Annotated in this window: 20 protein-coding genes; 5 read left to right on the forward strand and 15 right to left on the reverse strand. The window is 44.0% G+C overall.

Going from position 1 to position 20,319, the window contains the following annotated elements; genetic code table 11:
• Window positions 1-71: 71 nt before the first annotated feature.
• Genes plsX through JEY82_RS00710 form a run of 3 tightly spaced genes read right to left on the reverse strand, consistent with a single transcriptional unit; the run spans window position 72 to window position 1,835 of the window.
• Entirely contained in the window at window positions 72-1,097 is a 1,026-nt protein-coding gene (gene plsX, locus JEY82_RS00700; RefSeq protein ID WP_092157179.1) for a phosphate acyltransferase PlsX, read from the reverse strand.
• Window positions 1,090-1,269 (reverse strand): 50S ribosomal protein L32, encoded by a 180-nt coding sequence (rpmF, locus tag JEY82_RS00705; protein WP_092157178.1) that lies wholly within the window; start codon window positions 1,267-1,269, stop codon window positions 1,090-1,092. The genes plsX and rpmF overlap by 8 nt, the downstream gene beginning before the upstream one ends.
• A 47-nt stretch (window positions 1,270-1,316) precedes the next feature.
• The gene (locus tag JEY82_RS00710) at window positions 1,317-1,835 is read right to left on the reverse strand and encodes a DUF177 domain-containing protein (protein ID WP_092157177.1); all 519 of its coding nucleotides are present in this window, start codon (window positions 1,833-1,835) and stop codon (window positions 1,317-1,319) included.
• A gap of 183 nt (window positions 1,836-2,018) precedes the next feature.
• Here JEY82_RS00710 and rpmB point away from each other — a divergent pair, with 183 nt between their 5' ends.
• On the forward strand, window positions 2,019-2,240 hold the full coding sequence (rpmB, locus tag JEY82_RS00715) for a 50S ribosomal protein L28 (RefSeq protein ID WP_092157176.1): 222 nt from the start codon (window positions 2,019-2,021) through the stop codon (window positions 2,238-2,240).
• Between the two features lie 78 nt (window positions 2,241-2,318).
• Here the strand turns inward: rpmB and JEY82_RS00720 are convergent, their stop codons facing one another.
• The 3 genes from JEY82_RS00720 to JEY82_RS00730 all read right to left on the reverse strand — a co-directional run bounded on the left by JEY82_RS00720 (window position 2,319) and on the right by JEY82_RS00730 (window position 5,718).
• The gene (locus JEY82_RS00720) at window positions 2,319-2,681 is read right to left on the reverse strand and encodes an STAS/SEC14 domain-containing protein (protein ID WP_304081670.1); all 363 of its coding nucleotides are present in this window, start codon (window positions 2,679-2,681) and stop codon (window positions 2,319-2,321) included.
• Window positions 2,682-2,781: 100 nt separating this feature from the next.
• Window positions 2,782-4,689 (reverse strand): TRAP transporter permease, encoded by a 1,908-nt coding sequence (locus JEY82_RS00725; protein WP_304081671.1) that lies wholly within the window; start codon window positions 4,687-4,689, stop codon window positions 2,782-2,784.
• Between the two features lie 39 nt (window positions 4,690-4,728).
• Window positions 4,729-5,718: a TAXI family TRAP transporter solute-binding subunit gene (locus JEY82_RS00730; RefSeq protein WP_304081673.1), complete on the reverse strand. Its 990-nt coding sequence runs from the start codon at window positions 5,716-5,718 to the stop codon at window positions 4,729-4,731.
• 556 nt (window positions 5,719-6,274) lie between these two features.
• On the opposite strand from JEY82_RS00730, the gene JEY82_RS00735 reads away from it, so the two are divergent.
• Both JEY82_RS00735 and JEY82_RS00740 read left to right on the forward strand, forming a co-directional pair.
• A complete protein-coding gene (locus tag JEY82_RS00735) occupies window positions 6,275-6,607 on the forward strand; it encodes a CGGC domain-containing protein (protein WP_092157171.1) in 333 nt (110 codons plus the stop codon).
• Window positions 6,608-6,639: 32 nt separating this feature from the next.
• A complete protein-coding gene (locus tag JEY82_RS00740) occupies window positions 6,640-6,924 on the forward strand; it encodes a hypothetical protein (protein ID WP_304081676.1) in 285 nt (94 codons plus the stop codon).
• A 36-nt stretch (window positions 6,925-6,960) separates the two neighbouring features.
• Here JEY82_RS00740 and ggt read toward each other — a convergent pair whose 3' ends face one another.
• Window positions 6,961-8,631 (reverse strand): gamma-glutamyltransferase, encoded by a 1,671-nt coding sequence (gene ggt / locus JEY82_RS00745; RefSeq protein WP_304081678.1) that lies wholly within the window; start codon window positions 8,629-8,631, stop codon window positions 6,961-6,963.
• A 306-nt stretch (window positions 8,632-8,937) separates the two neighbouring features.
• On the opposite strand from ggt, the gene JEY82_RS00750 reads away from it, so the two are divergent.
• Complete coding sequence (locus JEY82_RS00750; protein ID WP_304081680.1) at window positions 8,938-9,609, forward strand: ABC transporter substrate-binding protein; 672 nt, start codon at window positions 8,938-8,940, stop codon at window positions 9,607-9,609.
• Between the two features lie 235 nt (window positions 9,610-9,844).
• Entirely contained in the window at window positions 9,845-10,528 is a 684-nt protein-coding gene (locus JEY82_RS00755; RefSeq protein ID WP_304081681.1) for an ABC transporter substrate-binding protein, read from the forward strand.
• Between the two features lie 60 nt (window positions 10,529-10,588).
• Here JEY82_RS00755 and gltX read toward each other — a convergent pair whose 3' ends face one another.
• The 8 genes from gltX to JEY82_RS00795 form a co-directional block, all read right to left on the reverse strand.
• Window positions 10,589-11,983, reverse strand: coding sequence for a glutamate--tRNA ligase (gene gltX, locus JEY82_RS00760; RefSeq protein WP_304081683.1), 1,395 nt, complete (start codon window positions 11,981-11,983; stop codon window positions 10,589-10,591).
• Window positions 11,984-12,137: 154 nt separating this feature from the next.
• Window positions 12,138-12,362, reverse strand: a complete 225-nt coding sequence (locus tag JEY82_RS00765) for a NifU family protein (protein WP_092157164.1) — start codon at window positions 12,360-12,362, stop codon at window positions 12,138-12,140.
• A 79-nt stretch (window positions 12,363-12,441) separates the two neighbouring features.
• Window positions 12,442-13,497, reverse strand: a complete 1,056-nt coding sequence (locus JEY82_RS00770; protein ID WP_304081685.1) for an HDOD domain-containing protein — start codon at window positions 13,495-13,497, stop codon at window positions 12,442-12,444.
• 157 nt (window positions 13,498-13,654) lie between these two features.
• Entirely contained in the window at window positions 13,655-14,506 is an 852-nt protein-coding gene (locus JEY82_RS00775; RefSeq protein ID WP_304081686.1) for a glycine betaine ABC transporter substrate-binding protein, read from the reverse strand.
• Between the two features lie 25 nt (window positions 14,507-14,531).
• Complete coding sequence (locus JEY82_RS00780) at window positions 14,532-15,362, reverse strand: proline/glycine betaine ABC transporter permease (protein WP_304081688.1); 831 nt, start codon at window positions 15,360-15,362, stop codon at window positions 14,532-14,534.
• 1 nt (window position 15,363) lies between these two features.
• Window positions 15,364-16,554, reverse strand: a complete 1,191-nt coding sequence (locus JEY82_RS00785) for a glycine betaine/L-proline ABC transporter ATP-binding protein (protein WP_304081690.1) — start codon at window positions 16,552-16,554, stop codon at window positions 15,364-15,366.
• Window positions 16,555-17,187: 633 nt separating this feature from the next.
• Window positions 17,188-18,588 carry a sigma-54 dependent transcriptional regulator gene (locus JEY82_RS00790; protein ID WP_304081692.1) on the reverse strand — a complete coding sequence of 467 codons (1,401 nt, stop codon included), beginning with the start codon at window positions 18,586-18,588 and terminating at the stop codon, window positions 17,188-17,190.
• A gap of 3 nt (window positions 18,589-18,591) precedes the next feature.
• On the reverse strand, window positions 18,592-20,307 hold the full coding sequence (locus JEY82_RS00795) for a nitrogen regulation protein NR(II) (RefSeq protein WP_304081694.1): 1,716 nt from the start codon (window positions 20,305-20,307) through the stop codon (window positions 18,592-18,594).
• Window positions 20,308-20,319 lie beyond the last annotated feature (12 nt).

Raw genomic sequence — 20,319 nt, forward strand, 5'->3', positions numbered from 1 at the left:
TGAACGAAGCCTTCCTGTAAAAAATATCTGTATACATCCGGGTATGAAGAATTAACTTGTCCGGCTACTTTTTATAGTTTGCGCTCGGTTATTGCACTGTGCGCGGCCAGACCTTCTTTTAGATGAGCAACAGCATTGTTTTTTACAAATCGTGCGGCCATTTCAATGGCTCGCTCAATTGCCAGACTATCGGCTTTACCATGGCAGACAAGGACAATACCTTTTAATCCGAGTACGGGTGCTCCGCCATATTCAGATTTATCTACCAGTCTACCGAATCTTTTGAAAGCCTTCATTGCCAACATTGCACCGATTTTTGAAACAATATCGCGTTTTAGCTCTCCTTTAAGGAGATTGCCAAGGCTGTTGGCAAGACCTTCTGAAAGCTTGAGTGCAACATTGCCGACAAATCCGTCGCAGACTGCAACGTCAACATCTCCGGTAAAAATATCCCTGCCTTCAATATTGCCGACAAAATTCAACGAAGAACTTTTGAGCATATTGTAGGTGGTTTTTACCAGAGTATTCCCTTTGCCTTCTTCTTCACCAATGGTCAAAAGTCCTATGCGAGGTTCTTTAAAACCAAGAACGTCACGGGCAAGAACATCGGCCATAATTCCGAATTGGAGAAGGTGTTCCGGCTTGGAATCGACGTTGGCTCCGACATCGATAAGCACCATAGGTCTTTTTTCGGTGGGCAGAATACCGGCCATTCCGGGTCTTAGCACACCTTTGATTCTTCCTATGATAAACATGCCGGCGGCTACAGTTGCTCCGGAGTTACCTGCGCTGACAACTCCGTCAGCGAGGCCGTCCTTAACAAGTCTGCAGGCAACCTGAATTGACGAGTCCTTTTTTTTGCGCATGGCATCGGCAGGCTTGTCTTCCATTGTGACAACCTGTGATGCGTGAACAACGTCAATAGTACATGATCCGGTATCAAGCTTTTCAAGCTCGGACCGGATCATGTACTCATCTCCAACCAAAGTTATCGGAGTTCCTTTCTTTGCGGAACTAACCGCAGCGGAAACTATTCCCGTAAGACCGTGATCGCCACCCATGGCGTCAACTGCAATGCGGGGAAGGGTTTTAGGCATCTTCAGATGTGATTACCTGGCGACCCTTGTAGGTACCGCAAGAGGAACAAGCTCTGTGAGCAATGATAGGTTCACCGCAATCACAGAAAAGGATGTTAGGAGTTTCTACGTGGTCGTGAGACCTGCGCATATTTCTACGGGACTTGGAAGTTTTCTTTTTAGGCTGTGCCATGACTGTCTCCTGAGAGTGATTTTGACCCGGTCCATTCGAACCGGAATTTAGTTCTTTATCTTAAGATTGCGGAAAACCGCAAGCCTTGGATCGCCCTCTTCTTTTTTACAGGAGCATCCGTCTTTGTTTAAATCAGCTCCGCATTTGTCGCAAAGTCCCTTGCAATCGTTGTTGCATAAGGGTTTTACGGGTAGAGCCATGACGAAATGCTCCCAGAGGAGAGCCCCAATTTCGATTTTTAAGCCTTCTTTGGTTTTAACAACCGGGGACGGTTCCGTGTCCTCGGCGGTTGCAACCTGCTCAAATTCATCGAACTTGGTTGAAATATTCTGCTTGTAGTCTGCCGTGCATCTGTCGCAAACAAGTGTGATTGCTCCGGATGTTTTACCCCGGACGAGACATCCGTTATCCTGTGGGAGTATAAATACTTCCGAAATAAGAGGTGTCGCTGGACGAGCGTCTATGTTATAGTTTTTCCATGCATCAGTCCAAAAGGTCTGATCATCAAAAACTAAATCTTTGCCCTCTTCAGGGATGTCGTTTAATGTAATCCAAAGTTCTGCCATATTTTTCCTCGCGGAAGGGTTTCCTATATGAGTTTTTTTTCTAATGTCAAGGAAAAAGAGCTTGCATTTTTCTGAGCCAACGTTTAAATGATACCTCTTTTGCGTGGCAGGAGCAATTCTTCTTGGCAAGGTTTGTGAGTTTCATGCAAATACGAAAAGGTAAGTTCAATAAGGAGGTTCATCATGTCCCAAGTATGCGATATATGTGGTAAAAGGCCCCAGACAGGCAACAACGTATCTCACGCTAACAACAAGTCCAAAAGACGTTTTATGCCTAATCTTCAGAGTGTTCGCACTCAGCTCCCTAGCGGTGAAGTAAAAAGCATCAAAGCTTGCACTCGTTGCATTCGTTCTGGCTCGGTCATTAAGCCCGTTGCTAAGAAAGCTGAAAATAAAGCTGATTAGACTTCTTAATTTCTACACGGCTGCCGTGTGAAAAGCCCCGATCTTTATTGGTCGGGGCTTTTTTTGTTATACCAAATGTTATTTTGCCACCCAGATTAGAGATTCAGATAATTTTTCCGGTTCATATATTTTAAGTTCGCAATTTATGAGAGCCGAAGCTATTTTTGAACCCCATTCCACCCATGCCGGTCCGCCTGCTATTGCAATTTTATTGAAATCATTGCGATGGGCAAAGCCGAACTTGGCATCTTCCCACATGGCTTTGAGTTCCCATCCTTCAAAATTTTCATCCATGTAGAGCAGTACATTGGCTGATTTATGTTCCTCAATTACTTTTTGAAGAGCTGGAATCCAAACTTCCGCGTAATCGCTTTCAGTTAATTTTTTACTTGCTCTTACAGCCAGCATACGACCTTTACTTTCAGGCATAATTTCAATCATGGTCAGTCTCCATTGGTTTTCAATTTTGCATCAAAAATAGTGTGTGCTACTCAACTGTATAAAGCTTTTTCATCTTTTTTTCTATGTTAAAAAATAATAATTATGCAACTTCGAAAGCCTGTTTTCTGAATATCGACCGTTCCCGCAAAAACATGGCTGTCAATAAAACAGCGCCCAGCGCGTGAAGTTTTATGTCGGGCCAGAGGAGCAGTCCTGCCACGCCTGCATAGGCAGTTCTTTGAAGAATATTAAGGTTATATGTATTGAATCCTTCAAAGAACACAGCAAAACAGAATAAGCCTGCTGTCGCGGTGATAACTGTTTCCGCAATCATCCATAATGGGCCTTCAAAAAGGATCGGGGTGTAGCAGAAGAGTAGCGGTATAATATAAAGCCCTTTAGCAATTTTCCATGACTCAATGCCTGTTTCAAGCGGTTTTGAACCGGATATTCCAGCTGCACTGTAAGCCGCAAGACATACAGGAGGTGTTACGTTTGCATCCTGCGAATACCAGAAAATAAGCATGTGAGCTGCAATCAGGCTTGTGCCGAGCATTTGCATTGCAGGGGCGGCTAGCACTGCTAAAACTATGTAGGACGCGGTTACGGGCAACCCCATTCCCAAAATAAGGGATGCTATGGCAACCATCAGGATGGTTAGAAGCAGGCTGTCTCCGGCGAGCATTGTTATCAGCATTGAGAATTTGATTCCCATGCCGACCATGAGAACTACGCCTACCACAATGCCGGAGCAAAGCAGAATTACGCCTGTTGTGACCATGTTCACGCCGCCACCGGCAAGCGCGTCGAGGATATCCCTGCCCGACATGCGTGTTTTGGGATTAAGCCAGCTGGATATCACAATTGCGACTATCCCGCCGCAGGCTGCAAATGTCGGTGTGTATCCTACCATTAGCAGTCCCATCAGTATCCCGATGGGGATGAAAAAATTCCAGCCTTCTTTTATTACTTCGCGAAGTTTCGGAATATCTTCTTTCGGGATAGGCTTTATACCTAATTTTTTTGCCCGAAGATGAATGAAGAAAGCCACACTGACGAAGTACATAATTGCGGGAATAAATGCCACTCCGACGATTGTAAGGTACGGGATTTGAGTCCATTGGCTCATTATAAACGCTCCCGCACCCATAATCGGGGGCATCAGCTGCCCGCCTGTGGATGAGGCCGCTTCAACTGCGCCTGCAAACTTGCTTGGAAATCCGGTTCTTTTCATCATGGGAATGGTTATGGAACCTGTTCCGACTGTGTTTGCAACTGCGCTGCCGGATATAGATCCCATTATCCCGCTGGCGAAAACAGCCATTTTGGCAGGACCTCCGATGGTCCGGCCCATAGTTGCTAAAGCCAGTTTTATTATAAAATCTCCGGCTCCTGATTTAATGAGAAATGATGCAAAAAGAACAAAGAGAAATACGAATGTACTCGATATTGTCGCAATGGTTCCGAATATTCCGTCAGGGGCAAAATACATGCGGTAAAGCATTCTAGGCACAGTTACGCCCGGGAAATGCCATAATCCGTCAAGGTAGCGCCCGCCGCCGAGGCCGTATGCCAGAAATACGATTGCCAGAGCCGGGATTAAAAATCCTGTCGTGCGTCTGGTTATTTCCATGAGCAGAATAACAGCCAGTCCTGCCGCAATAAGGTCCACCATGATCGGGACTTCATTTCTCATATGCAGGGCATCTTCAAAAAAGACCAGATAAAGACCTATTGCAAAAGACAGTATTGCCAGAAAATAATCTATAGGCAGAGTTGCCCGTCCATGTTTTTTTAAAAGTGGATACTGAAGGAATCCGATAAACAGCATGAATGAATAATGGATAGCATTTCGCTGAATTTCGGGCATCACCCCGATTGTGTTTACCCACAGATGAAACAATGAACAAATTATGCCCATTGTATAAATAATTTGAGCGGGTTGACCCTCCAGTACTCTTTTTATCGCCAGGGTTTCCCCTTCGGAATCTTCTTTTACTTCAGCCATGAGTTTTTCCTGTCTTTTCGAATAAATCTTTAGGGAATATTATTTAATTATACCGACTTCGCGATAATATTTTTCGGCGCCGGGATGGAGCGGAACTGGAAGACCTATTGTGGCACGTTCAAGACTCATTGCTTTGGTTGCCTTGTGGATATTGTTCAGGAAAGACAGATTCTCATAAATAGTTTTAGTCATAAGGTAGACAACTTCATCGGATAGATCGGCACGGCATGTCAGAAAGTTAGGCTGCGCTATAGTTTTGATGTCGCTTTTCTGTGAAGGATATGTTCCGGCAGGGATCACATATCTATTCCAGATGGGGTACTGTTCTTGAATTTTGGCAAGCTGAGCATCAGTGAATTCTAGAACGGTTACATCGTCTGAATCGAGCTGTGCATAAAGTTGAGTAATGGCTGCGGCAGGAGGTCCAGCAGGAATGTTAGCTCCGGCAATACGTCCGTCCATCATAGCCTGCGCAGAAGGAGTGTAGCCGATAAATTCAAGTATAACGTCTTTGTCTACATCTATTTCCATGATTCTTAGCAGAGTCCGTCCTGAACCTTCACTTCCGCTGCCTCGCTTACCTATTGAAAATTTTTGATCCAGATTTTTCAGGTCTTCAATGTTACCTTTCTTTGCGTACTTTTTCAGCAACGGGAAATGCTCAACGTTTTCCCAGAGCATAGTGATGGATCTGAAATCCTTGTATGCTTTTCCTTTGTATGGCCCCTCTCCCTTATAAGCATTGAGGCCGTAAAGAGCTTGCAGGATAGCAACATCGGCTTCTTTGTTTTTAAGCATCTGGATGTTTTCACCGGAACCTGCGGAGTTGATAGCAGTGGCTGTTATTTTATCCTTTTGTGAAAGCTTGATACTTATGAGTGTGCCGATTGCAACTCCGACGGGGTAAAAAGTTCCACCCGTTGTTGCGGTCGCAATGATGAGGTTTTTATCGCTTGCCTGTGAAGGTGCTGCGGAAAAGGTTATACCGATGATGCAGGTTAAGAGCAGACAGGAAAGTCTTTTAAACATGTTTTCTCCAGAGTTGCTTTGTTTATCTGTTGAGATCAATGGCTATTTTAAAATCTTAAGTATAAAATTATGTATTATAAAACGGTTTAAAACTCCAGTTGTAATGAAGTTGTGACGTTTTCTTGCTCTTGATTGGAAGATCAAACATAACTGTAATAATATGTTTGATCTTATGTTATTATGTAATAAGAAATTTTAATACATAGGATTGTTAAAAAAAACATAATAATGTTGTGTTTTTGCGTAAATATTAAAGGAAGTGATGTGTATTTTACAATATAGTAAGAATGAAATGTTTTATAAAAGAATTTTTGGATATTGTAATGTGAAATGAGTGAAGTGTCTTTTTGTTGGATACTTTAGTATTAATTTAAGATTTCTAAGTTAATTATCAGTATTTCATCGTAATAGAGTATGATTCTTGTCATACGTGGTCTGAGTGTTATAAGCGTGTATTAAATTAGTCGCAAAGCTAATTTAATGGGTTCGATCAAAGGATGTTTTGTTCCGTTCTTGAGGGATGGGTACCAAGTACTGAGTACGGGAAATAGATCAAATGAAAAAAGTTGGAATTATTCGGTGTTTGCAAACAGAGGATATCTGCCCGGGATCAATGGATTTCAAAGTTACAGCAAATGGGACACTCGGATTTGAGTCTACTGGTCCTGTTGAAATTGTCGGTTTTGTCAGTTGCGGTGGCTGTCCGGGAAAAAGGGCTGTAGCTCGTGCAAAAATGATGGTGGATCGTGGTGCAGAGATTATTGCTTTTGCTTCATGCATTTCAAAAGGAAATCCAATTGGATATGCCTGTCCTTTTTTTGAAGAAATTAAGAGTGCGGTTATTCGGAAAGTCGGCCCGGAAATTGAAATTCTGGATTACACCCATTAGGTGAATTTAAAACTATTATTGAGAGACATTAAATGCCTGAATTAAAGACTGAAGAACTGGAAAAACGTCTTGTCGAACTCATGGGTGCGGATGCTCCTGCCCATGCTGCGCAAGATGTGAATATTGCCTTGCAGGCTGCGGAAAATATGAAGTCGAAGGGATATTCTTTTCAAATGGAAGATCTCTGCCGACGGAGCATGGATGATTGTATGTGGCGCGCAATGTTTTCAAAAGACGGTGTGGACTTTTTTGTGGATGATGCCCGTGCGGCAGTTGCAGTGTGTACTGCAATTGTAACGGCATTGGATAATTCTTAGATTTTTATAAGGCCACTTTCTAATAAGGTGGCCTTTTTAGTACAAACCGTTTGCTGTTCCGTCTGATCTAGGATCACATCCTGCGCAAAGTGTTCCGGTTGTTTCATCTCTTGAAATGATCTGCCCACGTCCGAAGAGTACTCGTTTATATCCCTTTCTTACTTCAATTTCATGTCCCATTTGTGAAAGTTGATTGAGCGTTTCAGCGGGGAAACCTTCCTCGACGCAAACTTTTCCTCCAGCCTCGCCCGGTTCAATACAAAAACGTAAACGGTTAAGAGCTTCCTGCGGATCGGCTGCGTCGTCCAGCATGGCTGATATTACCTGCAAATGTCCCTGCGGTTGCATAAAACCGCCCATCACCCCGAAAACAGAGTGGAGTGATCCGTTTTTCCGCAAGCATATACCGGGAATGATGGTGTGATAGGTTCGTTTGCCCGGTGCCAGCACGTTTGGATGAGCAGGGTCCAGAGAGAAGTTGTGTCCACGGTTCTGCAATGAAAATCCTAATCCTTTCGGGACAATGCCGGTTCCAAAATTCATGTAGACTGAGTTGACCATGGAACATCCGTTGCCGTCCTTATCTACAACATTAAAATATACTGTGTCGGAACTGTTTACGGGTACGCCGTGTTTTGCGTCCGGGTTTGCTTTGCCTGAATGTATTTCCTCAGCTCGCTTAGCTCCGTATTTTTTAGAAAGGAGAGCGTTCAAAGGAGTTTTATATACATGAGGGTCGGCAATATGCTGTCTAACATCTGCGAAACCGAGGCGCATTGCTTCTATCTGGTAGTGCAGCCTTTCAGCGGAGTATGGAGAATCTTTACCCGCAAGATCGATGTTTTCGAGGGTGTTTAAAGCAAGCAGGGCCGCGAGTCCCTGTCCATTGGGCGGGCATTCGTGAACTTCGTACCCTCTGTAGTCGGTTTTGATGGATTCTCCCCATAAGCTTTCATGAGAAGCCATGTCTTCGGTGGAAAGCATACCTCCATTGTCTCGGACGGATTTTACGATTTTTTTTGCAATTTCACCTGTGTAAAATAGCTTTTTGGCTTCTTGCGGGGTGTGCGATGAAAGCTGTCGCAGTAATCCACCAAGCGCGGGGTTGTTCATAATCTCTCCGGCTTTGGGGGCTTTGCCGTTCAGAAGCAAAGTCATTCCGCCGGGGCTTTTGGTGAGAACCTCTTCTTCCCCGTCTTTCCAGAGGCTCGCAGTTACAGAGCTTACGGGAAAGCCTTCTTCTGCATGTCGTATTGCCGGAGCGAAAATTTTTGAAAGCGGCAGGCTGCCGAATCTGTCTACCATGTCGCACCACATGGCACATGCTCCCGGAACATTTACAGTCAGGGCATGGCGCGTGGGCAGTGAGTTTTTGATGCCCATGTCATGAATCTTTTTAAGAGTCATTTCTCGTGGCGATTTACCTGATCCATTAAGGGCGGAGACTTTATTGTTTGCTCCATTGTAGAAGAGGGCAAACGCATCCCCTCCGAGACCCGTGCTGCATGGCTCCAGCACAGCAAGAGCGGCGGCAGTAGCAATGGCAGCGTCTGCTGCATTGCCTCCCGCGCGAAGCATCTCAAGTCCCGCTTCGGTGGCTGCGGGTTGGCTGGATGCAACCATACCTTTGGTAGAGTAGACGGGTGATCTTCTGGAATTGAAGGAGAATTCCGGTTGAGCCTGTCGGGATATTTCAAAGGAGGGCATATATGATTCTCCATTTTAAGTTAGCATATTGCAAACTTGGATTTACCTTAAAATGATCAATAACATAAGGAAAAAGAGGCTAGGACAGAAGTGGCGATAGTATTACTTAGTGTATGTGTGTTATTTTTAATTTGCATTAATATTGTATCTGCAATGTATTCTTGTCAAAAAGTTCATGCAAGAATTGATTTTAAATTATCTTTGTTTTAGTTCTAACTAATAATGATAAAAAAAATAATTATTTTTCTTTCAGTTTTTGTTTTGCTGTTGAATAACTTTCCTGCCTCTGCCGGGCATTTAAAAGTAATGGCAGAACACCATCCTCCATATAATTATAAAGAAGATGGCATAGCAAAAGGGATCGTTTACGATGTTGTCTGTTTGATTATGGATAATGTCGGAGAAAGTGATACCAAAATTGTATTTGTTCCGTGGGCAAGAGGGTATCATAGTCTTGAGAATGGATCTGGTGATGTTCTTTTTTCAATGGGCAGAACACCTGAGAGGGAAAATAAGTTTAAATTTGTGGGGCCTGTTTTCAAAACTTCTGAGTATTTTTATCGCAAGAAAGGCTCAAATGTTGATGTTGTTAATATTGATGACGCTAAAGCTGTGAGTAAAATCGGAGTAGTCCGCAGCACTTTCCCCCATCAGGTCCTAATCCAGAAAGGTTTTACCAAGCTTGATGTAGGCTCGTCTTATGAAGCAGGATTTCATAAGCTTTTGAAAGGGCGTGTTGATTTAATTTCGGTTTCTGACGAGATGTTGCAGAGGCTGTTTATTGATTTTCCTGATATTGATTCGTCAATGTTTGAAAGAGTCGGGCCTCCAATCTGCTCTGCATCGGGGTATATTGCTTTTGGTCTTCATGTGTCGGATACGGTAGTTTTGGAATGGCAAAAGGCTTTAGATGAATTGAAAGAATCAGGAGAATATCAAAAAATTGTGGATAAGTATCTAAATTGGCACAACGAATAAAGTAAACTTTCTTGTTCTTTTAGTAGTTGTGTTGTTTGAAATGTTGGAATTTTGATATTGCTGTGCTGAAAAAAATGGCTAAATACTGATTAAAAGCATTTTAGCGGATTAAATTCCATAAGGAATTGCTTTTTATTTTTCTCTGATCTATTTTTAAATCATGAATAATCATACCCGCACATCAGTCTTCGTATTCTTTTTATTACTTATGCCTGTTCAGGTTTTTGCAGGCCATATGAAGATAATGACGGAAAATTACCCTCCATACAGCTATCAAGTTGATGACCATGCCGAAGGGTTTGTTGTGGATATTGTTCGTCTGCTTATGGGGCAGGTTGGTGAGCATTCTTCCGAAATAGTCTTTTATCCTTGGCCCAGAGCTTATCAAAAACTCAGGGATGGTTCCAGTGATGTGCTTTTTCCTATGGCGCGCACGCCGGAACGGGAGAAGTTTTTTAAGTTTGTAGGCCCTGTTTTCAGTAATGAGGTTCATTTTTATCGCAAAAAAGGATCATCTATTAATATCGACAGTTTTGAAGATGCTAAAAAGGTTGGTAAGATTTCTGTTACTCGCGATGATCTTTATCACCAATTTTTAAAAGAGAAGGGATTTACTAACCTTGATGTGAGTTCTTGTCAGAGATCAGATTTCCGCAAGTTATTAAAAGGGTATGTTGACCTTGTTCCAATGGGCGATAGAATCATACGTGAATTTTTAAAAGAGGTTCCGGATATTGATGAGTCAATGTTCGAAAAAGTAGGGCCATGTGTGATGAGGTCGGAAGGGTATATTGCTTTTGCAGCTCACATTCCGGATGGAGTTGTTTTAAAGTGGCAGAAAGCTTTAGACGGAATAAAAAAAGGTGGAGCTTATCAGCTCATAATAGATAGTTATTTTGAACCATGTAAGGAAAAATAAAAAGCTCCGTACTTAGTAAGTACGGAGCTTTTTCAGTTTTTGGTAATTGGGAATAGAGGTTTAGACTAGTGTCATAGCTTTTTTCATACGTGCAATGCTTTCATCTTTACCCATAACGAGCATCAGATCGTAAAGTCCACCGGGGCTTTGTACTTTTCCGCAGAGTGCGAGGCGTACAGGTTGTCCGATTGCTTTGAATTTAAGTTCTTTTTCAGCAAGGTATCCAGTGTGGATAGCTTCAAGAGAGTCATGGCTGAACTCAGTGTCAGCTTCAATTCTAGCGGTCAACTCTTTGAGGTGAGCTATCGCTTCGGGAGTGAATACTTTTGCAACAGCAGTTTCATTATATTCCAATTTATCAGCGCTTACTAAGAAGAAGTCGCACATGTCAGCCATTTCTTTATAGTTGGTTGCGCGAGGTTGGAGCAGGGGAATAATTTTTTCCAGATATTCATCCGCAACTTCAGTTCCTTCAGGAAGGAAAGAGCGCATTCCGGGAATAAGTTCTGCCGGAGCTTTTGCTTTGATGTATTCACAGTTCACCCAGTCCAGTTTCTTGGTGTCGAAAACTGAAGGTGAATTGCCGAGATGTTCAGTGTTGAAAAGTTCGAACAGTTCTTCTTTGGAGAAAATTTCCTGATCACCGTGTGACCAGCCGAGGCGGACTAGATAGTTCAAAACAGCTTCGGGCAGGTATCCCATCTTTTCATATTCCATGACGGAAAGAGCGCCGTGCCTTTTGGAAAGTTTTTTCTTATCCGGTCCCAGAATCATAGGGACATGACCGAAGCGCGGAATATCCCAGCCGAGAGCCTTGTATATCTGAATCTGGCGGGGAGTGTTGTTAATGTGGTCATCTCCGCGCAGAACTTGCGTAATTCCCATGGTATGATCATCAACCACAACTGCGAGGTTATAAGTCGGAGCACCGTCGGAGCGGCGAAGGATCATGTCATCCATTTCAGCATTTTCTATGACGATAGGACCTTTGATCATGTCATTGAAAGAGGTACGCCCTTCGAGAGGGGCTTTAAATCTGACTACCCGGTTTTCGCCGGGGCCGAGGTTTTTATCGCGGCAGGAACCGTCATATTTCGGTTTGCGTTTTTCAAGCATGGCCTTTTCGCGCATGGCATCAACCTGTTCGGACGTACAGTCACACCAGTAGGCGTTTCCATCTTCAAGGAGCTTGTCGATGTAGCTGTTGTATAGATCAAACCGTTCGCTCTGATACATCAGTTCGCCGTCCCAATCTATGCCAAGCCATCTCATGGAATCAAGAATGGCGTCAGTGTATTCTTGAGTAGATCTTTTCTGGTCTGTATCTTCAATACGCAGAACAAATTTTCCATTGTTGCGACGGGCCAGAAGCCATGAAAAAAGTGCGGTTCTTGCGCCGCCGATATGTAAATGCCCGGTAGGGCTTGGGGCGAAGCGTGTTACTGTATTGCTCATCGGAATATCTCCTGACCTTTGTTATGAAAAAGGCTTATAATTGAAAAATCCGCCTCGTAGGGCGGTCAGAGTACTTGAAGTCAGTGCGCTTTATAACGCGTAAGTGCTTTTTTTATATTAAATTGACCGGGATTTTAACGTCCCGGCCATGTATTTAATCAACAGATTCAACACCTTTCAGTTCAGGAATTTCCTTGAGCAAGGTGCGTTCGATAACACTTCTCAATGTCTTTTGAGACATGGGACAGCCTTTACATGCGCCCTGAAGCCGGACCATTGCAAAGCCTTTATCTGTTACCTCAACGAGTTCAACGTTGCCGCCGTCAGCTTGTAAAAAGGGTCTGACTTTTTCGAGTGCAGCTTCGACTTTATCGTACATGGTAAATCCTCCGGTTTGTTATGCAATGTCAAATAATGCCTTTAACTGACCTTGTCAACGCAGGGAGGATTTAAGTTGGTTAAGATTTTATGGTGGTCAAAATAGCAAAGGCATCATCCAGAATCGGAGCAAGCCCGTTGTTAAGCTCTCTAATTTTTCCCGGGGTGAGGCCGTTCTCTTCCCATCTCTGGTTTTTGACGTCCTGAATAAAAAAGTCTCCGCTGCCGCCTATGCCGAGTGTTTTTGCAATAATATTGGCAAAGTAAACATAGAGAGCTTCGGGAGTTTTTACAGCTTTGGCAGGATTATGATGATAAAGAACAGCTGTAACAAGAGAGAAGGGGAGATTCCATTTGCGCAAAAGCATGCCGCCAAGTTCGGCATGATCAAATCCGGCAACAACTCTTTCGGCCTTGAACATCAAAGCTTTTTTGTTTCTGGATATGGCTGTTGCGGCAATAGCTCTGTCCGGCAGGGCCATCATGAAAACGGGGCGGCCTATGTCGTGCAGAAGTCCTGCTACAAAACATTTTTCCGGCGAACCGTTTTTGAACATTTTAGCTAACTGACTGGCAATGATGCCACAGGCAAAGCTGTGTCTCCAGAAGAGTTCAAGGTCAAGTATGTTGGTAGGAATGCCTTTGAACATGTCCATTACGGAGGTGCCTAAAGCAAGAGTCGAAAGTTGTTTTGTTCCGATAACCGCTACAGCTCTCGAAATAGTGTCTATCTGGGAAGGAAAACTGTAAAAAGCGCTGTTTACCATGCGCAGAAGAAAAGCGGATAAAGCTGTGTCCCGTGAAATAACTCTTGCAACGTCGGTTGCAGAACTGACCGGATCGTTAATAACCTGTCTCATTTCAAGAAAAACCTGCGGCAGGGACGGGAGTTTTATGTCGGAATGCATTAGCGATATGGGGTCGACCGGTTCAAACCTTTCCGTGGGCATGGGCAAGGGAGAGGTTTCTTTATAGAGTTCCGGGTGCTCAACCAAATCCCTTGCTACATGGGCAACTCCGAGTTCAAATAGTGTGTTAAGGACGGGCTTGTTTTTGTCAGCATGTGCAAAGCGATCTTCCATCAGGGCTGTAGCTGCTTGAAGTGTGTGCTCGGGGATGGTTGTATCGTGGGTCATATGGTTACGCCTTGCTTTAGGTTAAATCTCTATGTTAATATTACATTAAAAAAAGTTGTTAGCAAAGTAGTGATTGCAATTAATGCGAAGTCCATAACAAAGCCCGGGAAAAAAAACTTTTCCCGGGCTTTGAATTTTGCGAGATTATAGATCGAGGTTATTTAAGCCAGGAGTCGACCTGTTCTTTGTTTTCCTTGATGAAACGTTTAGCATTTTCATAAGGATCAGCGCCTTCTTCCTGATTCCAAGCCATCACCATCTGAAGCTGGTTAGCATCTTTCCATTCGAATTTATCAAGAAATGCGTATACTTCAGGCTTGTCTTCTTTGAGTCCTTTGCGGGCGATTGTGTTAATGGTTTCTTCTCCGCCGAGGATGCCTTTAGGATCTTTCAAATATTTCATATCCCAACGACCGAAAAGCCAATGAGGAGACCATGCAGTAACAACAATCCATTCTTTGTTTTTGACTGCGTTGCTAAGACTTGCAGTCATGGTTGCCCCAGAGCCTTCCATTAATTCAAAATCTTTAAGCTTATATTCTTCTATTGCCTTTTCAGAGAGTCCCATGAGTCCGGCACCGGGATCAATTCCGATTATCTTGTCGTCAAATTTGTCGGCATATTTATTGAGATCTTCAATTGAATCAATTGTTACATATGTTGGAACAGCCCACCCAAGTTTTGCACCGGTTACATTAGGTCCGAGGTCCACGACATTCTTTTCAACTCTTTTCAAATAGTCAGCGTGAGTAATAGGTAGCCATGCTGCTGCTGTAGCGTCAACATCACCTGTTCCGACAGCCTGCCACATGATTGCAGCCGCAACGGGGAGAATTTCAACTTCGTATCCCATGCGCTCTTGAAGTACTGCCTGGATTACATTTGTTGTTGCTGTTGCGCAGTCCCATTCGACGTAGGCTAGTTTAACTTTTTTATCGCCGGCAAAAGCCGTAGAGCTGAGTGATGCAATAAGCAGGGCAGCCATAAGAAGTGTAAGAATCTTTTTCATGCGTTTCTCCGTGTTGTAAGAATGATTATTTTCTGGAACCTAATTTCTGAAGTACGCGGTCCATGATTATGGCAACGATAACAATGCCGATGCCTGCTTCAAATCCTTTACCCATCTGGAGGCGCTGGATAGCTTTCCAGACTTCTCCACCGAGTCCTTTGGCTCCGATCATGGCGGCAATAACGACCATGGATAGAGACAGCATAACGGTTTGATTTATTCCTGCCATAATAGTCGGAGTAGCAAGCGGCAGTTCAAGTTTAACCAGTCGTTGCCAGCGGGTGGAACCGAAAGCTTCTGAACATTCAATGAGTTCTTTTGGAACCTGCTGAATGCCGAGACATGTGAACCGGATGGCCGGAGGCATTGCAAAAATGACAGTTGAGAAAATAGCAGCAACTTTACCCAGTCCGAAGAAAGGGATTGCAGGAATGAGGTATACGAAAGCCGGCATGGTCTGCATTACATCGAGCACAGGCATGACTGTTTTATTTACGTATTTGTTCATAGCGGCAAGAATGCCGGTGGGCACGCCGATCAGAAGAGCCATAAGGGTTGAGACTATGACCAGTGCTATGGTACTAACGGTTGCTTTCCATAATCCCATGTTCAGGATCAGCAGCAGTCCGGCAATTGAAAAGATACCAATTTTATAGCTTTTAGAAAGTCTCCATGTGACTAGTCCGACTATGAGGATAAAGACCAATGGAGGAAGGGCGAGCATGCCGGTCTGGACAATATCCAAACCTGTATCAAGCACATCAGAGAAAGCTCTGGTTGCAAATGAGCAATGTTCGACCAGAAAATCAATACCGGCTTCAATTGTTTTTCCAACGGGAATACGTGGTATATCCATTTTAATTACCTCCTCTTTCGGCCAAGGCGGCTATTAGAGAGCCTCGGACAACTACGCCTCTGAAACGGTTATCGTCATCAACAATACCCAGCGGGTAGCCGAGGTCCTGCATGATGATAAATAGATCTTGAGCCGGGGTGTCAAGGTGAGCTGTTTTGCAGGATGTACAGATGACGCTTGTAAGATCGCGGCAGTCCTTTTCAACAAGACGGGCACAGTCCTGTGCGTTTACTACGCCCATGAGTCTGCGGTCTTCATTTAAAATGAAAAGACTGGAGATGTTGTTTTTGCGCATCTTTCTCAGAGAAGATCTTGGTCCGTCAGTTTTGATATGTCCAACTGCTTCACTTTTCTTCATTACTGATTCAGCTGTGAGTACTTTTGTTATATCTACATCTTCAACAAAGCGGCGTACATAATCATTAGCTGGGCTGGTGAGAATGTCTTCCGGTGTGCCGACCTGAACAATTTCACCATCTTTCATAAGTACAATGCGGTCGCCAAGTTTCAGGGCTTCATCAAGGTCGTGGCTGATAAAAAGGATGGTTTTCTGCATGCGTTCTTGAAGACTGATAAGTTCATCCTGCATGTCGCGGCGGATGAGTGGGTCAAGAGCACTGAAAGCTTCATCCATAAGAAGGATGTCCGGGTCTAAAGCCAGGGCGCGGGCTAATCCCACACGTTGCTGCATTCCTCCGGAAAGTTGACTAGGAAGTGATTCTTCCCATCCCTTAAGTCCTACAAGCTCAAGAGCTTCATATGCTTTTTTGCTCCGTTCTTCGGGGGCCATCCCTTTGATCTCAAGTCCGTACTCAGTATTTTGAAGGACTGTACGGTGAGGGAAGAGAGCGAAATTCTGGAAAACCATTCCCAATTTTTGAAGTCTTACTTTACGAAGTTCATTTTTATCCAAAGCTGTGATGTCGATACCATCGATATAGATATGGCCTTTGGTCGGCTCGATAAGTCTATTGATACACCTGACGAGAGTGGATTTTCCGCTACCCGATAATCCCATTACCACCACGATTTCACCCTCTTCAACTGAGAATGAGGCGTTATTTACGCCGACACCGTGTTTGGTCTTTTTCATAATCTCATCTTTAGATACTCCCTGTTCGAGCATTGGGATGACTTTTCCCGATTGCGGGCCAAAGATTTTGTAAAGGTTTTCTACGCGTATTTTTTCCATGACTTCTCCGGTTAAAATGAAAAAGAGCCGCTTTTGTTTTATTTTGAAGCGGGCAAAAAGAAGAGGAAGCGCAGATTTATTCCCTGCGTTCGTTCTTCTTTTTTAATGTATTTAATGTACTTTTAAAGTAACTTTTAATGTAGTATTTAAAATTAACATTATGAAGTATTGTTGTGTGTTTGTTTTGCTGTTGTAAATTGGGGATGATGCTATATGTATATGTGTTTTACTTTGTATGCAAAATTTGATTTTTAATTGCTAAACAAGTTTGATTTGAAACAGCAATTTGTTGTTTTTTATGGGAAGTGAACGGGCCTTTTCTTTTATTAAGGTTAGTTAAATAAGAGTACATTGTCAAATGTTACAAGTTTTGCGAAAAAAAGGCTAGATTTTTTGAGAATTAAATCGATAAAAATGCAAAAAATATTTTAATACATAAAACCGTGTGAGTGTAGGCATGGTGGGGGTTAAGCAGGTGTTACTCAAATCTCGAAAATCATCCTTTTTATGTGAATTAAAGTTGCTCAAAGGGTAAGCTTAGAATGAAGCTAAAAAAAATCAGGACAACTTGTATTGAGTTGTCCTGATTGCAGTTTTTTTAGTGCAGATGGGTGTCTGTTCGGGGCAGAAAAATTACCTTCTGGTAAGCCCGTATTTTTTAAGTTTGTACTGCAACGTTCTGCGGCTGATCCCGAGAGCGTCCGCAGTCCGTTCGCGGTGGTCCTGATTTGCTTCAAGCGCGTCAATTAATGCCTGACGTTCTGCGTCATCAAGTGATGTCGAAGTTGTCTTGCGCGGCAACGGTACATAGTCGGGTTTAGAAGCCGATTCTGCTGAGCCGCCTTTTACCGCAACAGGAGAAGGACTAAGTACTTGCGGAGGCAGAAGTTCGGTGCCGAGTACTTCCGACCTGCTTAGTATGATAGCCCGTTCAAGTACATTTTCAAGTTCGCGGACGTTACCGGGCCATCCGTAGCGGCTGAGAGCATCAAGGAAAGAAGGACTGACTGAGCGAACTTTTTTGTTGTTCTTGCGTCCCAGTTTTTCCAGTAGATGTGCAACCAGAGCGGGAATGTCGCTGGGTCTTTCTCTCAAAGGAGGAATACGTATTTCCAGAACACTCAGTCTGTAAAAAAGGTCTTCTCTGAATGTTCCATTTTCCACTTCCTCTTTCAGGTTCCGGTTGGTTGCGGCAATTATGCGGACATCTGTTTCGACAGGAGCAACACTGCCTAGAGGTTCAACTATTTTTTCTTGAATTGCCCTTAAAATTTTTGCTTGAAGAACCTGTTCCAATTCTCCGATTTCATCGAGGAAAAGAGTGCCGCCGGATGCCAGTTGAAATCTACCCGGTTTGTTGATCGTGGCTCCGGTGAAGGCTCCTTTTACATAGCCGAACAGTTCACTTTCAAGAAGGTTGGCAGGAAGGGCGGCGCAGTTGACTTTTATAAGAGGTTTATTCGCTCTGTGACTTGCGCGGTGCAGACCTTCGGCTACAAGTTCTTTACCTGTACCGGATTCTCCGAGCACCAGAATTGTTGCTTCGGAAGGTCCGGCCTGCTCTATGAGTTCCTTAACATCTCGCATCGCCTGACTGTTTCCGATCATCCGCTCAGTAGCTTCAACTGCAGACCTCAATCTCTTATTTTCGCCCACAAGTCTGGAATAATCGAGAGCTTTTGCCATAACGGCTTTAAGCTCCTCATTGTCTGCCGGTTTAGTGAGGTAGTCGAAAGCGCCATGCTTCATTGCCACAACCGCAGAACCGACGTTGCCGTAAGCTGTGAGCATTATGATCGGTAATCCCGGAACTTTTGCATGTATCTCTGTGAGTAGAGTCATGCCGTCCATGCCGTCCATACGCATATCAATCAGTGCGGTATTCAGTGTAAGAGAGGGAAGCATTTTAAGGGCTTGTTCGCCTGAAACAGCTTCGTGAACAGTCCAGCCGTCATCTTCAAGAATTGCTCTGATCAGCAATCTAAGAGAGGGCTCATCATCTACAATAAGTACATTTTTATCATTTATGGTCATATGTTATGATCCTTCGTTGTGTAAGCTCGGGAAGAAAAGTTCTACACACGTTCCCGTCGAAGCGGAAGAAGGAATTGTTACTCGACCGCTATGGCCGCGCATAATGGTGTTTACTATGGCAAGACCGAGTCCGGTCCCTTTCGGTTTAGCCGTAAAGAAAGGTTCAAGCGCATGTTTGCGTATATCTTCCGGCATGCCGGGACCGTTGTCACAGACGCTTATCCAGACACCGTGTTCATTTGTTTTTGCGTTGATGAATATTTTACCTTCACCTTCCGGGACAACGTCAAGGCTGTTTACCAGAAGATTTAAGAGAACCTGACGAATTCCGTCCGGATCTGCAAAAACTTCATGCACCTCAAGGTTACTTTCAATGGTAGCCCCTTTGTGGTCCAGTTCAAACCCCATAAGGGTATTCATGGTTTCACATATGTCGTTTAAGTTAACGATTTGCGGCTCCAGTTCATGAGGTTTTGACAGGTAAAGCAGGTCGGTAACAACCCTGTTTAACCTGTCGGCTTCTTCAAGCATGGTGGTTGCATACATTCCGTAAGGTTTTTCATCTTTTAATTTGTCAGCAAAAAGTTGAGCAAAACCTCGCAAAGAACTCAGTGGATTGCGGATTTCATGCGCGACACCTGCGGCTAGTGAGCCTATTGAGGCCAGTCTCCGGGCTTCGCTGAGGTCGTCTTCCAGTACAGCGATATCTGTTCTGTCTCTTATAATGATCATGGTCCGGTATTCTTCGGGGCTTTCAAAGTACGGGAAAATGATCAGTTCAAGATTCTTTCCATTAAGTTTAACATGCTCCCAAAGAACTTCACCCCGTCTGAATTTTTGAATTGGCTCAAAAGAAAAATCTTTCCAGTTCCGGCCGACAAGGGTTTCTCCATCTGTGCTGTTCAGCAGTGAATGGGCAGATCCGTTGGCAGCTAAAATAGACCCCTCCGGTGAAAGAGTAAGCAATCCGTCCGGCATATTGTCGAGCAGATTAGCCTGAAATCTTTCTAGTTTAACAAGCTGTTTGTCTTCTTCGCGGCGTTGAAAGTAGGCGACAGCAAGTAGCCATAGAACAAATCCGGCTAGAAAAATATAGCCGGTCTGCATAAGAGCCGCACGCCTGTATTGTTTAAATTGGGCGAGGTGTTTTTCTGCATTCAAACCGAGTAGAAGATAGGTCTGTCTTTTTTGAGACGGTAGAAAGTTGCTGTTTCTATGACCGTATAATCTTAGTAGATGCGGTTGTCCCAGCGTGCCGTACAGCAAGGCAGCTTTTCCGTTGATCATCGCCGGAGTGCTGGATTCATTGAGTTTTTGAATCATATTAAAGATGGGGGCCGGGGGAGTGAATGATGTCGCTGCATTTCCTTGTCCGACGACCACTATAGGTTTGTCATCGGGGCCGTATAACCCGATAAAAAGCAGATCTCCCTGTGCAACCATCTCTTTGAAAAGGTCTCTTGCCGCCGGAGTCAGGTTTTCCTGTGCCTGTTTGTTGTGCATTCCCTGCCGCCTCATTCTGCGCATTCCGTCCGCGAGCTGAATATCAAGCCCGCGGGTGATGGATTTGGCAGAAAGAAGCATATGTTCAAACACAGTCTGGTGCATCTGACGCAGGTTCTGCCACGTAAGGTAGAGGGAGCCTGCTCCAAGTAACAGCAGGGCCAGAAGCGCTAAGGCTAGCGGCAGTTTTTGTGATCTTTGTGAACTTAGTTCCATGTATATCTATAT

This window comes from Maridesulfovibrio ferrireducens (assembly GCF_016342405.1).
Lineage (GTDB): Bacteria > Desulfobacterota > Desulfovibrionia > Desulfovibrionales > Desulfovibrionaceae > Maridesulfovibrio > Maridesulfovibrio ferrireducens_A.